The following is a 13732-nucleotide window of genomic DNA, read 5'->3' as shown; positions in this document are numbered from 1 at the left end:
CCCGAAAGCATGCACGAATGCCCGGTACCCAGATTGAAGAACTGCATGCGGATAGACTGCGCCGCCTTATCCAGAAACACGCTTCCGATCATGTGTACACCTCTTTCGCTGCTTGTCCTGCTATCAGTGGAGATACATCAATATTTTATCCAAAGCGCCTGTGTATTGCAAGCGTTTTACGCCGTTTTTTCTCGTTTTGTACAAATGCCCAAAGATGGGGGCCGCGGCTCTCAGCTTTCGTGCAGAACGCCCTTTCCGTACAGCACCGCCTCAATCTGGCGCACGCGCTCGCTCCAGGAGCACTGCGCGCCATAGGACAGCCGTTTGGCCACTTTCTCCGGATCATTTTCCGTCGCTGCCGCGTCGCACATAGCGATAAACTCGTCCGCGTCGTGCGCGATATACACCACGTCCGCGAAATCCTCGACCTGCAGCGGCTCGCGTGTGGAAACCACCGGCTTGCCGGTCGCAAGGTACTCGTAAAACTTGAGCGGGGATACATCGCGGCTCAGCGCACCCGCGCGAAACACATTCAGGCATACATCCATCTGCGCCAGGTACGCAGGCAGCTCGGGCTGCGGCACCAGGCCGTGGAACACGATATTGGGATACTGCCGCAAATGCGACAGGTCCACGCCCGGCAGCGTCCGGCCGATCAGGAAAACAGTCGCATCCGGCCGATCCTTTGCCAGCTTTTCGATCAGCGCGTAATCGATGCACTCCTGCAGCATGCCCACAAACCCGAACACTGGATGCTTCAAGCTTTTCATATCTTCCGGACAAGGCAGGCTGCCTTTTTCGGTCTGCACGCGCGAAAAGATCTCATACGCCGCGCCATTCGGGATCATTTTTGTCGTGGGGTTCACCTTTTCCAGCGTTTTGGCCAGCCCGACCGCAGTCGCGAACACCTGATCCGCCACCCCCGCAAGGTCGCGCTCCATCCGGTCCACCACCACCGGATCGATATGCCCCTTGTAAGCCGAATGGCGGTCCACGCAGTCATAAACCAGCGCGCGGTGCGGCACATGCGCCGCGATATCGCAGGAGGACGGCGAGTAGCACCAGAGCACCGTTTCCTCCCCGAAGCCGTGCTCGCACATCTTCCGGCGCACGAATGCGGCCTGGCGCTTCTGGTTGAGGCGGTTGACCCACCGGAACTTGTTGAAAAACGGCAGGACGGGCGGCAACGCGTAGACAGTGATGTTTTCATGCCCCTCCACCTTTTCCCCCGGCCGCTTGTATTTCGAGAGATACGCGGACGCTTTTTTGGCCTTGAGCGGCGCAATCACCGACACCGGCGGATCAAAATACAGCACCTCCGCGTTCCGCAGGCGGCTCATCACGTTCTGCTTGCGGGTCGGCAGCGGGTGGTAGTTGGTCGTCGACAGACAGACGATATGGTTTTTCATGCGTTTTCCCCGTCCTTTTTTTCACACTTCAATCCCAGCAGCAGCGCAGCGCAGCGCACGTTCTCCTGCTCGCGCTCGCGCAGCATTCCGGCGGTGCGGCGCACCTCCCCATCCAGCGCGCCGGACACACACTCGTCGATCAGGCGGCACAGCGGCTCCGCGCGCACGGTCTGCAGCTGCAGACAGGTGCGGCTGCCGATATATTTGAGAAAACCGTCCACCTTGATGTCGTAGCTCATGCCCACGACCGGCACGCCTTGTCCAGCGGAAAACATCAGCGAGTGCAGGCGGATGCCGACCACGGTTTTCATGCGCGCCAGGATGCCGATGGTCACCTCGATCGGCTGGCGGGTGCGCACCGCGTGCCACGGGCAGCGGAGCAGCGCCCCCACCCGCTCGGCGGGCAGCAGGTCGTTCGGGAATTCGATGGGGACGAACACCGGTGTCAGCCCATGTCTCTCATAGGCGTAATTGGCCGCCGCCGCAATCTCGGGCAACGCCGCGTCCAGCCCTTTCCAGTTTCGCAGGCCGAAGCCGATATAGCGCCCCTCAGGATCGATGCCGCTCTGCTCCATGGCGAGCGACACGACCTCGCGCGGCGCGGGGTCCAGGATAATCGTCGGGTCGGCGGATACGCGGATGTCCGGACGGGTCACGCCCATCTCGGCCAGAAGCGAACGGGAGTTATCGTCGCGCAGCGTAATGCGGTCGACCGACCGGTCGATCGTCTTGGCCGCCATGACGCGGTTGCCCGCGCGGTTGATCGGGCCGATGCCGCAGCCGTACATCATCACCTTGCAGCCGCGCTTTTTCGCCGCGCGCAGGGTGTAGCAGTAATACCAGATCGACCGCGTTGAGGTGACGTCCTGCATCAGCGAGCCGCCGCCGTTGATATACAGTGCCGCGCGCCGGAACCGCCGCAGCACGGCGAACACGTTGAACGTATAAATCGCGTTCGTCCGGTAGACCAGGCGAGTCTCTTTCGGGCGGCGGGACATAACGCAGATCGTGCGCTCCGGATCGAGCGCACGCATCTCCTGCACGATCGCCTCCAAAATAGCGTCGTCGCCCGCATTGCCGCGCCCGTACGCGCCGCAGATCACGATGCTCTCGCGCTCGTGTTTGGGCCGGTGGAAGCGGGCGAGCAGATGGCGGTAATTCGCCTCCTGCCGCGCGCACATATTCTCCCGGGAAAACTCGCGGGAGGCCTTGTCGTACAGCGCCTCGGAAAAGGCGCAGCGCAGCGCGGGGTCGTTTGCCAGGCGCGCCATGTATCTGGCAAGCTGGCGGTCGTCCCCAACTGGGAAAATATAGCCGTTTTCGCCCGTGTCGATCAGTTCGGGCATGCCGCCCACATCCGAGCAGATGGTCGCGCAGCCCGCGCAGACGCCTTCGAGGATGGAGTACGGGAAAGTTTCGGACACCGAGGACAAAAGGTTGATGTCCATTGCGCGGAAAAACGGCCCGACTGGGGAAACCCAGCCGCAGAACGTCACGCGCTCCGCCACGCCGAGCTGGGCGCACAGCCTGCGGAGCATCTCCTCATCCTCGCCGTCGCCCGCGATGAACAGGCGCAGCTGCGGCGCCTCCTCAAGCGCCGCGGCAAAGCCGCGCACGGTCGTCGCAATATCCTTGACCGCGGTCAGACGCGCGGCGATCCCGCACAGCACGTCGCCCTCCTCCACCTCCACGCCGTAGGTATCCCGCAGATAGGCAGCACGGTCAAATTCGCCCTCCGGCCGTTTGAAATCCATGCCGTTGTAAATCTTCACAATCCGTTCGGGATCGAAGCCGCGCTCGATCAGCGTGCGCGCCATCCGGTCCGCGACCGGCTGGTAAAAATCCAGAAAACGCAGCGCGACCGCGTTCGCCGCGCCGAATGTATGCTGCTTGAACGGATTGCCGAGATAGTCCAGCTTATAATCCGAATGCACGGTCGTCACGATCGGCACCTGGCGCGAACGGCGTACCATCGCCCCCATCAGATTGGCGCGACCGCCGTGGCAGTGGATAATGTCCGGCCGGAACTCGTCCACCAGGTCGCGCATCGCGCGCGCCGCGCGGAACGGGTTATGCCGCTCGATCACGCGGACGTCGATGCCGCGCTCACGCGCCTCATCCGCAAACGGGCCTGCGCGAAACGAAAGCAGCATAACCTCGTTCCGCCGGCTCAGGCCGGTGACCATATTCATAATGTGGGTTTTGGCGCCGCCCACGTCGCCGCCGCCCATAACATGCATGACTCGCAAGGGCAACTCCTCCTGATAAGGCTGGTAATACTCGCATGAGTATACCATAGTATACCACGGAACACCGGCAAATGCAAAAGAAAGCCGCCCGTCAGGGGCGGCTCTCCCGCTCACGGGAGATAGGTAAGAACGGTCACGCCGTTTTCCGTGCTTTTGGAGAACACGGCGTTGTCCTCATAGCGCAGCACGCCGTATCCCTCGTCCCCGTGATTGAAAGGGATGCGGATATCGTAGCCAAGGTTATCCGGATACGCACAAACGCTCGCCACGACCCTTTCCTTCCCCCACTCGACAAACACAAGCTGCACCATCCCCTCGCTGACGCTCTCCTTGACTGCGTCACTGTCCAGCCGGATGATGCTTTGGATTTCCTCCTTCGAGGTATATGGGCCAAATGTATATACCTCGTCCCACTCGAACGGGACCAGCTCGTTCAGGGATACCTGGGTCGACTCCTCCGGTATTGCCTCCACCGCGTGTTCAAGCGCGCGGGCATTCACACCGGCCAGCCCGCCGCTGAACAGGTAGCCGCCCAAAATAACGGCCAACAGCAAAATAAAAACATAGGATGGTATCCTGATCTTCCCTCTTTGGCTGTACATTGCATTCCTCCGTTCACAGCTTGTGTATTGTTCCATCCGGTTTTATCATAGCATACCGCCGCGCCCGCCGCAAGGAAAAGGCGTTTCCAGCAAAGCCGTATTTGTTTTTGCCGCCATATCATGCTATACTATGGTTATCTGACCGAAAGCGAGGGTTCCTCATTTGTCCGGTAAAAACACTATGACGCGCGACGCGATGCTGTTCCTCCCCGCCAAGGTGGTCGAGGGGCTGCTCGTCATCGCGTGCTCTTCCTTGTATACGCATATTTTCACACAGGGCGCGGTCGGCACGTTCGGCATTGTCAACACGACCGTGCAGTTCTGTTATCTGGTCGTCGCGGGCTGGATGGCGAACGCCGCCACGCGCTATGTGGGCGAGGAATTCCGCAGGGACCGCGCCAGCGCGCTGTTTTCGACCGTTTCAGCCATCTATCTGCTGATCTGCGCGGCCGTCGCGGCCGTCGCGCTCTGCGCGGCCGCGGTCACGCGCGATCCGGTCTGGCTCGGCGGCGCGTGCATGTTCTTCAGCTATACCGTGTTCCAGATCCTCAACTCCGCGCTGATCCAGCTCGGCCGGATGCGCGCCTCCATCTCGCTCAGCCTGTTTTCCGCGGCGGGCAAGCTGGCTATCGCTTATGCGATCGTCCACGGCGCATCCGATTACCCCTCCGCCGCGCCCGCGTTCATCGCCAACACCCTCGCGGACGGTCTGGCCGGCCTGGGCGCGGTCTTCGCGCTGTCCATCCCGACGGTCGCGCGCCTGCGCTGGTTCTCCCGCCCCCTGCTGCACAAGTTTTTCGCCTACGGCGTGCCGCTCATGGGGGTATCGATCGCGGTCGCGCTGCTCAACATGATCGACCGCTATCTGGTGACGGGTTTTTTCGGCAAGGAGGCCTTTGCGGTCTACAACCAGAACAACTCGATCGCTTCTGGTATTTTTACGATGATCTCGGTCGGCATCATGCGCGGCGTATACCCGAACGTGCTGCGCGCCTGGCGCGACGGCGGACAGGCCGCCGCCAAGCCGCTGCTCGACCAGGGCGTGCGGCTGTATCTGCTGATCGCGGTACCGGCTGTCGCAGGGCTGTCCGCGGTGGCGCTGCCCATGTCCCGCTTCCTGTTCGCGGCGGGGTACGACGCGGGCGCGCCGGTCATCGCCTACACCGCGCTCGCCATGCTTTTCATGGGGCTGACCGAATACGCCAACAAGGCGTATGAGCTGGAGCAGTCCACCATCCATGTGCTGCAGAACAGCGCAGCGGCGGCGGCCATCAAGGTGGTGTGCAGCGTTGTGCTGCTCAAAACGCTCGGGTTCACCGGCGGCGCGCTCGGCTCGGTCGTCGCGTTCGCCTCGTATTTTATCATTACGGCGGTGCGCGTGCGCAAGCGCTTTATTTTCCGCGTACCCGCGAAAAGCCTGGCGCGCATCCTGGTCTGTGCGCTGCTCTGCGGCGCGGCGGCGTTTGGCTGCACGCTGTTGCCCGTGAATAACCTGCTGCGGCTGGTCTGCGCGGTCGCGGCGGGCGCGGCGGTGTACGCAGTAGCCATCATCGCCAGCGGCGAGGGACGTGCGGAAGCGCAAGCCGTACTGAAAAGGCTGAAGCGATAATAAAAGGCAGATACGGTCATACTGTATCTGCCTTTCGGGTTTCATCATCTAGTCCTTTCGTGTCAGGAAAAGTCCAAGGAATGCAGCAACCAAGATAAGCGGCGCCACTCTGACAAACAGCCATTCAAATGCGTGCAGCGCAACGCCGAGAACAGCCGTTTCCGGATCACTGTAATCCCAGCCCAGGTAAGGACTTTCCAACGCCAATAAGAATGCAAAAATTGCTGCTATGCCTGCGCACAATGCGATAAGGAGCCAATGCAGCATTTTCTTTCCTGCGGCTTTTCTCTGTGCGAGCTGCAAGTTTATCACCTCTAGCTTTGCGGAAATCGCCTTTAAGTCATCAGCTTCCGGCTCCGTGACGTTTTCTCCAAGCAGCGTGCTCACGGGTGTTGCAAGCGCTTCCGATAGGGAGATCAACATATCAGAATCAGGAACTGACAAGCCTTGCTCCCACTTGGAAATTGTTTGTCGCACCACGTTCAGCTTTACAGCAAGCTCCTGTTGCGAAAGACCTTTTGATTTTCTGATTGCTTTTATGTTTTCTTTGAGCATCGGGGATAGCCTCCATTCTTCTGGTCTTTGTCATAATTATATGAGGAGCTGCCCGTTGCTGCAAGCAACGCATTTTAACATTTAAGCGAATCCCGTCTGCTTTTTCCCGTAAAAAACTTGTTTATCTTCTCTTTTCATGGTACAATGTATTCCTGTATGAGAATGCTGAATAGAGAGGCGTTATAATTATGGAAATGATTCATGAAGCGGGACAGTACGTTGATACCGTCAAGCGCGTCTGCGGCGCGGTCGGTAGCGAGGTCACGTTCCGCGGCACCGTACACCGCGCCCGTGATATGTCCGATTTTTCGTTCATCATCATGCGTGTCGAGCGCGGCCTGATCCAATGCACGTTCCAGGGGGACGAGATCGGCGGCGTCAAGCGCGCGGATATTCGGGACGCCATGGTGCTCGAGGTCACCGGCAAGGTGCATGAGGAACCCCGAGCCGAGCACGGCATCGAGGTTGTGCTGAGCGCGGTCAAGGTCATCGGCCGCCCGTACGAGCAACTTCCCGTGCCGCTGGGCAAAAAATATATGGGCCTGTCGCTCGACGTCGATCTGCCGCTGCGCCCGATCACCCTGCGCCATCCGGTCAAGCAGGCCGTGTTCCGCGTACAGGGCGCGATTGCGGACGGCTTCGCCCAGTATATGCAGGCGCAGGGCTTTACCCACATCCACACGCCCAAGATCGTTGTCGCGGGCGCAGAGGGCGGCGCGAACCTGTTCAAGCTGGACTACTTCGGCCAGCCCGCTTACCTGGCGCAGTCGCCCCAGTTCCACAAGCAGTACCTTGCGGGCGCGTTCGGCCGCGTGTTCGAGATCGGCTCGGTTTACCGCGCCGAGCGGCATAATACCTCGCGCCATTTGAATGAGTATATCGGCCTTGATTTCGAGATGGCCTATATCGATTCCATGTATGACGTGATGGCAATGGAAACCGGCATGTTAAAGTCGGTCATGGCTTACGTCAAGGAGCATTGCGCGGAGGAGCTGGCACTTCTCAAGGCCGACGTGCCGGAGATCCGCGAGATCCCGACCATCCGCTTCCATGAGGCCAAGCAGATCATGGAGGAAAAATACGGCCATAAATCCAAAAACCGTTACGACCTCAATCCGGACGAAGAGGTTCTGCTCTGCCAGTGGGCCAAGGAGCAGCACGACAGCGAGTTCGTATTCGTTACGCACTTCCCGTCCGCCAAGCGTCCGTTTTACGCGATGGACGATCCGGAGGACCCCAAGCTGGCGTTGTCGTTCGACCTGCTGTTCCGCGGGCTGGAGGTCACGACGGGCGGCCAGCGCATCCACGATTATCAGGAGCAGATGGACAAGCTCGCGGCCCGCAAGATGAACGCGGAGCTGTTTGAGTCGTTCACCATTCTGCACAAGTATGGCATGCCGCCGCACGGCGGCCTGGGCATCGGCCTGGAGCGCCTGACCATGCAGCTTCTGAGGCTAAACAATGTGCGCGACGCTTCCATGTTCCCGCGCGACATGAACCGCTTGGAGCCGTAACCCCCTCCCCATCAATTGCTTTGTTCTGAAAAAGGGCCGCTGAAACGATGCGTTTCAGCGGCCTTTTTCTGTTACCCATCCTCAACAAGCCTGTACATGGTTTTACCACAAAAAGTTCTGCTATTTTGTTGTTTTTCTATTTTCTTCTTGTTATGGAATCCACATTGTTCTAAAACCAGCTTTTTATCATTGTTTTCCGGTCGAAATTGTCGTATAGTAAGCACCAGAGCGCGGTACCGCGCACCGTTACCGCCCGCATAGCCGCGGGCTCACCGCTATACGACCAATGAGGAGAATGCAAATGCGAATGAAAAAAACACTGGCCGCGATCCTGTCCTCCACGATGGCGCTGTCCATGCTATCCGTTTCGGCCGCAGCCGCCAACGCAAAGCCCGTTATGGAGGACGCGGCAAACAGTTGGGCCGCCAGTTCGATTGACCGATGGGTGCAGCACGGCATCGTAGAGGGCAACAGCGACGGCACCTTCAAGCCGTACCGCTCCCTGTCCCGTGGCGAGCTTGCCGCTATTTTCACCCGCATGTTCGGCTTGACCGAAAAGGCGGAAAACAAGTATGCCGACCTGACCGGCAGCGAGTGGTACGCGGACGCGATCCTGAAATGCACTGCGGCCGGCATCCTTGAAGGCGACGGAAAAAACGCCAATGCAGCGGCCCCCGTCACCCGTCAGGAGGCAATGACCATGTTCGCCCGCGCAATGGGTATGACGCCGGACGCCTCCCCCGACCTGAGCCAGTTCACCGACGGGGGCCGGGTCGCGGATTGGGCGGCGGGCTATATGGCGCCGCTTGCGGAAATGGGTATCCTGGACGGCGTAGGCGGCGGGCGTGTCGCGCCGGACGAGCATATCGACCGTGCTTCCACCATGGCGCTTCTGGACAAAGCGATCGAGGAATACATAACCTCGTCCGGCGAGATTGCGCTGAAAAATGAAAACGGCTTTACCGTTATCAATGCCGCCGCCAGCGCGCGCGATACTGAGGGCGTCACCCTTTCCGGCAAGGCCGCGGGCCTTGTCATTTCCGCGGGTACCGCGGCGGATGTGACGGCGGACGGCCTTACCGCCGGCAGCGTCCGGATTGATGGGCGGACCTCTGTTTCGCTGGACGGAGCTGCCAGCGCCGGCCGCGTGAACGTCCATGCCGCCGCGTCGGTCAGCGTCGGCGCTTCCTCCCAGGCTGGAGAGATCACGCTTCACGGCGCGGATGCGTCGCTGTCCGTTTTCGGTTCAGCAGACCGCGTCGAAATCGCCGAAACCGCCGCCTCCGCTTCGGTCATGGTTGCCACGGACGCGTCTGTGGAAACCGTCGCCATCTCCGCAGCGCAAACAGAGCTGTCCGCTTACGGCTCGATCGCTTCGGTTGATGTGACCAAGCAAGCTGCGGATACGCTGGTTTCCGCGGAAAGCGGCGCGCAGATCGATCGGGTATCGACCGCGGGCACGGGTACGACTGTCAAGGGCGCGGGTAAGGTGTCCCATGTTGCGGTTTCCGACGGCGCTTCCGGCGTCACAGTCAACACCATCGGATCCAAAATCGACAATAACAGCAGCGAGGCGGTATCCTCCGGAACCGGCTCGATCCAGCCCGGCCATGCCGGCACCTCGAACGGCGAGAACAGCGCGCCGACGCAGGACGGCCCTTCGAGCGGCGGCTCGGGTTCGGGCGGTGGGGACACTGTCCAGCAGGCCGATATCGTCAAGGCGCCGCTCCTCGACCAGTCGGGAACCATTGACGCCGATGCGCTTGTGCGGGATTATCAGGTTTCCAGCACTGTCAAAGGGGATGTGACCGAGGTCACCATCAGCGGCGAGCACCTGATGAAGCACCAGAACGCTCAGGGCGTTTCTGACTACTGGATTGGCTTCGGTATTCCGGCTAAGGAGGGCAATACCTACTATGCCGGATACGGCGCTGTTCCGGAAGAGCTCGGCGCGCCCGTGGACTCCATCGCAGACCGCACCTATGAAGAAAACGGCAAGACCTATAATACGGTATACTTCGGCTTGAAAGACGTGGATTTAGAAAACGGCGCGTATGTCGTCGTCAAAAACGGTGAAGACACCGCAGCCTATCGCGTCTCTTTCCAGGTCACGCTGGCACCCGTGGTGGAAAATATGCAGGTTTGGGTCGTAAACGACCAGGCCTCCTACGAGCGCCTCCCCGCAGACTATACGGGCGCGCATCCGTGGGACGATGCCTACCTGCAGCCGGAAAACGCGGCCGCGCTTCCGTGGTTGGCGGTCAGCTATGACAGCAACGTAACCGGCGCGGTGGAAATCCAGGTGACCAAGGACGGCACGCCGGTCGGCAGTAAATCACACGCGGAAAGCACGGTCAACACAGACCGCTACCAGCTCTGGCACCTGACCAAGCCCGCCGATTCCGAGGGCAGGGATTATTTTGACCAGGAGGATGCCGCTGGGACCTATGTGGTTACCATCCGCAAGGACGGCCAAACGGTATCGAGCGAGGCGCTCGTATACGCGCCGTAAACGAGGCGCGCCGCCATCCCATTCTCAAACACGGCCGGCTGCCGGCAGACACGGCTCCGGACATGCGCAGGGGCGCTGGAAGCAAAGCTTCCAGCGCCCCTGTTATTTTTCTTCCGTTTCCTCGCGCCGGTACTCCAGGATATCTCCCGGCTGGCAGTCCAGCGCACTGCAGATCGCGTTGAGCGTGGAAAAACGGATCGCGCTGATCTTTCCGGTTTTGATTTTGGACAGGTTGACGTTGGAAATGCCCACCCGCTCGGACAGCTCGCCCAGCGACATCTTCCGGTCCGCCATCACACGGTCAAGCCGTAATATGATTGCCATACGCCACCGCCCTACAGTGTCTCGTCAGCTTCCTGCTGCAAATGCGCACCATAAGCAAATGCATAGGACAGGCACAAAACCACACCGCCAAGCAGCAGGTAGTTCCAGTTGATCAGCGAACCTCCGCCGGCTTCCATCACGATGCGCACACCGCCGCGGAGCAGCGTCTCCTGCCGCTCCAGCGCAAAACCGCAGACGGTATAGAGCAGCTCGGGCAGGCTGCCGCGCAGCAGTCCCAGCGCCATCACCAGCAGGCCGATGCCGCGCACCGCACGAACATGGCACGGCAGGAACGGCGTCCCCTGTCGGTCGATTCCCCGGAAAATAGCACAGCCCAACCACAGGATCCCTGCTATCACGATCCAGAACAGCGTACTCCACCAGAACGAAATCCCACAGGCAAACCGTACCGCGCCCCGCCAGCCCTCCGTACCAGTCCAGCTTACGCCAAGGGAAAAATGCTCCACCAACATCTCCGCGGGCTGGAACAGCAGCCACGTCCCGTAGACGAGGCGCACCACAACCAAAGCCGCGGTGATCCAGAATAAAACCCGCAGCAGCGTCCCGATATCCGCGCATCTTGCCCGAACGATATCCTTCTACGTCTCCAGCATACATTTCACCTCTTCCTGAAGAATATCACAGGCGTATATCTTTGTCAATAATAATTTAATGATAATCAATAAATAATATATAATTTTCATTAATCTTCGGTTTGCATTCCCTATACTGCTTTGGTAACAAAACGGAAAAAACTCGCGCGGGCATGTCACAAAACCAAGCCGCCGCACGTTATAGAAAATGAACATGTTCTTTTCAGAAAGGGGGGCGCCGGATGGACGCCCGCACCTTGGATGAGCGCTTCGCTCTGGGCGGAGAACAGGCGCTCGCCGATGCGATCGAGCTGTACGGCCAGCCGCTTTTGCGGTATTGCCACCACATCCTCTGCGATTACCACGAAGCGCAGGACGCCGTGCAGACCACCTTTATCAAGGCCTATGATAACCGCAGCCGTTTTCGGGCAGGCACCAGCCTGAGCGCCTGGCTTTACCGACTTGCCTATACCACCTGTATCGACATGCTGCGCCGCCGGAAGTTCCAGCTTCTCACACCGCCGCCTGCCGCCGCCGACCCTGATTATATCGGGGACGACCTGCGGCGTGCGCTGCAAGCCTTGTCGCCGGAGCAGAGAGCGCTGGTATTCGGCCGCGTGATCGAGCAGCGCAGCTTCGATGCGTTGGCCGTCATTTACGGAAAGCCCGCCGCCACCCTGCGCAAGCGCTATGAACGCGCCCGCAAAAAGCTCGCGCAGGCATTGGAAGGCACGCCGGCAGAAAGGAGGAGGAAGCAGCCGTATGAGTCCAACACCCGATGAAATCCGCATCCGCGAAGCGCTTGAGCGCATCCAGACACCCGCTTACGACATCGCCGGGGCGGTCAGGGAGCAGCGCGCCCGGCGCGGCAGGCGTATGCCGCTGCGCAGCCCGCGGCGGCTTGTCTCCGCCGTGCTGGCGGCGGCCCTGCTGACCGTAACGGCCGCCGCCGTATTTCAGGTTTCGGTCGGCTGGAAAACCATCTTCGGGCAGGATGTTGTAATTCCCGACGAGCTCGCCATCCCTCTGCAGAAGGGCGCCACCATGAACGGCTGCACGCTGACGGTGGAGGATGCCATCGTCACCCGCACTGGCGTCGCGCTCATCTATTCCTTCCGTTATGCGGATGGCTCCCCCCTTTCCAACCCAATTCACTTTGAAACGGTTTCCCTTTTGACCGACGGGACAGATACCGCCTATTCCAGCCGCGGGCAGAGCATCTTTACGGATTCTCGAGATGCCGTCCAATATTTTTATCAGGAGTTCTCCCTTGCCGAGGATCCCGGCGACCGTGACCTTACCCTGACCATCGGCCCCGCCTCCAGCATGGAAACCAGTGAAGTCCTTACCGCCAGCCTTGACCTTGCGGCGGTTTATCAGGCGCATCCCATTGCGTTTCCCACCGACCAGCAGGACGCTTACCGCACCTCCGCCTATTTGGAGCAGGATACTTCCTCCGTCCCGCTTCCGCAGGCTTGGGAGTCTTCGGAGGTACAGTTCGCCGGCGTTGGTTTTATGGGGGACGAATTATGCCTTGCGCTGATCACACCGCCCTATGACCTGTATCAAGGCGTTTCCTGTGATATTGTTTCCCTGCTGGACACCCGAACGGGAAAAATCATCGACAATACCGGCAGCGGCACCTACCCGCTGGAGGGGGAGGACAGCGAAATCCGTGAGGCGCGCTTCCAGGGCTTGACCGTGGACGACCTACCGTATCTGCAGCCGCAGATCATCTACACCCGCAGCGTGCCGCTGACGCAGAAGCCTTGGGAGGTTTCTTTCCGCGCCAAAAGCGCGCAGACCTATTCCCGCGCGCTCAGCCTGGATCTTTCGGATGGCAGCCATATTGACCATCTGTTCCTGTCCCCGCTCGGCATCCGGATCGAAGGGACGCGTCCCGCCTCGCTGGACGAGGATGGGGGCTTGGACCGCGCGCCCCATATCGCCGTGATCCTGCAGGACAACAGTATAATTGGCGCCTCGGTTTCCGAGTGCGGCCTCTCCATGGAGGAATCGTCCGCGCGCGAAACGTTCGAGGTCACTTATGTTTACCAGGCAGGCACTGACAGCCGGCGCTTCCTGTCCGTCTCCGACGTGACGGGCATCCGCATCGGCGATACGACAATATCGATAGCAGAGTAGAAAGCCCATGGGGGCGAATAGCCGTGCGGCGGTGTGGGGCCGCTGCACGGCAAAAAGAGCAGCCGGTTGGATCAGGCTGCTCTTTCACTTATTGCACAACATTAATCCTTTTATTTTGTGCATCTCCTACAATTATTATGACCCGCCGCCGGTTTAGCGGCTCAAAATGATGAAAATACAGAAATCTGCAAAAAACGCTTTATTTTCCTGTCTTTTATGC

At 59.9% G+C, this 13732-nt stretch carries 11 protein-coding genes; 5 read left to right on the top strand and 6 right to left on the bottom strand.

The genetic code is table 11. From position 1 onward, the window contains the following. Window positions 1–230: 230 nt before the first annotated feature. From H8S45_RS12900 to H8S45_RS12890, 3 genes are all read right to left on the bottom strand, one after another. Window positions 231–1409 (bottom strand): glycosyltransferase, encoded by a 1179-nt coding sequence (locus tag H8S45_RS12900; RefSeq protein ID WP_186950169.1) that lies wholly within the window; start codon window positions 1407–1409, stop codon window positions 231–233. Then, on the bottom strand, window positions 1406–3649 hold the full coding sequence (gene csaB, locus H8S45_RS12895; RefSeq protein WP_242977981.1) for a polysaccharide pyruvyl transferase CsaB: 2244 nt from the start codon (window positions 3647–3649) through the stop codon (window positions 1406–1408). Before csaB ends, H8S45_RS12900 begins: the two co-directional genes overlap by 4 nt. 119 nt (window positions 3650–3768) lie before the next feature. Then, window positions 3769–4260: a hypothetical protein gene (locus H8S45_RS12890; RefSeq protein WP_054328067.1), complete on the bottom strand. Its 492-nt coding sequence runs from the start codon at window positions 4258–4260 to the stop codon at window positions 3769–3771. A 163-nt stretch (window positions 4261–4423) separates the two neighbouring features. On the opposite strand from H8S45_RS12890, the gene H8S45_RS12885 reads away from it, so the two are divergent. Then, window positions 4424–5869, top strand: coding sequence for a lipopolysaccharide biosynthesis protein (locus H8S45_RS12885; protein ID WP_147574483.1), 1446 nt, complete (start codon window positions 4424–4426; stop codon window positions 5867–5869). A gap of 48 nt (window positions 5870–5917) precedes the next feature. Here the strand turns inward: H8S45_RS12885 and H8S45_RS12880 are convergent, their stop codons facing one another. Beyond that, window positions 5918–6424: a helix-turn-helix domain-containing protein gene (locus H8S45_RS12880; RefSeq protein WP_054328069.1), complete on the bottom strand. Its 507-nt coding sequence runs from the start codon at window positions 6422–6424 to the stop codon at window positions 5918–5920. A 188-nt stretch (window positions 6425–6612) separates the two neighbouring features. Here H8S45_RS12880 and aspS point away from each other — a divergent pair, with 188 nt between their 5' ends. Together aspS and H8S45_RS12870 are read left to right on the top strand one after the other, a co-directional pair. Next, window positions 6613–7938 carry an aspartate--tRNA(Asn) ligase gene (gene aspS, locus H8S45_RS12875; RefSeq protein ID WP_107631809.1) on the top strand — a complete coding sequence of 442 codons (1326 nt, stop codon included), beginning with the start codon at window positions 6613–6615 and terminating at the stop codon, window positions 7936–7938. 301 nt (window positions 7939–8239) lie between these two features. Next, window positions 8240–10450: an S-layer homology domain-containing protein gene (locus H8S45_RS12870; protein ID WP_186950167.1), complete on the top strand. Its 2211-nt coding sequence runs from the start codon at window positions 8240–8242 to the stop codon at window positions 10448–10450. 102 nt (window positions 10451–10552) lie between these two features. Here the strand turns inward: H8S45_RS12870 and H8S45_RS12865 are convergent, their stop codons facing one another. Beyond that, window positions 10553–10774 carry a helix-turn-helix domain-containing protein gene (locus H8S45_RS12865; RefSeq protein ID WP_054328072.1) on the bottom strand — a complete coding sequence of 74 codons (222 nt, stop codon included), beginning with the start codon at window positions 10772–10774 and terminating at the stop codon, window positions 10553–10555. An 11-nt stretch (window positions 10775–10785) separates the two neighbouring features. After that, window positions 10786–11301, bottom strand: a complete 516-nt coding sequence (locus H8S45_RS12860) for a DUF2975 domain-containing protein (protein ID WP_054328073.1) — start codon at window positions 11299–11301, stop codon at window positions 10786–10788. Window positions 11302–11609: 308 nt separating this feature from the next. On the opposite strand from H8S45_RS12860, the gene H8S45_RS12855 reads away from it, so the two are divergent. Continuing rightward, window positions 11610–12149 (top strand): RNA polymerase sigma factor, encoded by a 540-nt coding sequence (locus tag H8S45_RS12855; protein WP_054328074.1) that lies wholly within the window; start codon window positions 11610–11612, stop codon window positions 12147–12149. Beyond that, window positions 12130–13512, top strand: coding sequence for a hypothetical protein (locus H8S45_RS12850; protein WP_054328075.1), 1383 nt, complete (start codon window positions 12130–12132; stop codon window positions 13510–13512). The genes H8S45_RS12855 and H8S45_RS12850 overlap by 20 nt, the downstream gene beginning before the upstream one ends. Window positions 13513–13732 lie beyond the last annotated feature (220 nt).

The organism is Agathobaculum faecis (assembly GCF_014287995.1).
GTDB lineage: Bacteria > Bacillota > Clostridia > Oscillospirales > Butyricicoccaceae > Agathobaculum > Agathobaculum ammoniilyticum.
The sequence above is the reverse complement of the archived record's forward strand: the minus strand, read 5'-3'. Positions and strand labels throughout refer to the sequence as shown.

Bases quoted from the DNA above. Each gene is read 5' to 3' on its own strand.
- H8S45_RS12900 (WP_186950169.1), bottom strand. From the start codon at position 1,409: ATGAAAAACCATATCGTCTGTCTGTCGACGACCAACTACCACCCGCTG.
- csaB (WP_242977981.1), bottom strand. From the start codon at position 3,649: ATGCATGTTATGGGCGGCGGCGACGTGGGCGGCGCCAAAACCCACATT.
- H8S45_RS12890 (WP_054328067.1), bottom strand. From the start codon at position 4,260: ATGTACAGCCAAAGAGGGAAGATCAGGATACCATCCTATGTTTTTATT.
- H8S45_RS12880 (WP_054328069.1), bottom strand. From the start codon at position 6,424: ATGCTCAAAGAAAACATAAAAGCAATCAGAAAATCAAAAGGTCTTTCG.
- aspS (WP_107631809.1), top strand. From the start codon at position 6,613: ATGGAAATGATTCATGAAGCGGGACAGTACGTTGATACCGTCAAGCGC.
- H8S45_RS12870 (WP_186950167.1), top strand. From the start codon at position 8,240: ATGCGAATGAAAAAAACACTGGCCGCGATCCTGTCCTCCACGATGGCG.
- H8S45_RS12865 (WP_054328072.1), bottom strand. From the start codon at position 10,774: ATGGCAATCATATTACGGCTTGACCGTGTGATGGCGGACCGGAAGATG.
- H8S45_RS12855 (WP_054328074.1), top strand. From the start codon at position 11,610: ATGGACGCCCGCACCTTGGATGAGCGCTTCGCTCTGGGCGGAGAACAG.
- H8S45_RS12850 (WP_054328075.1), top strand. From the start codon at position 12,130: ATGAGTCCAACACCCGATGAAATCCGCATCCGCGAAGCGCTTGAGCGC.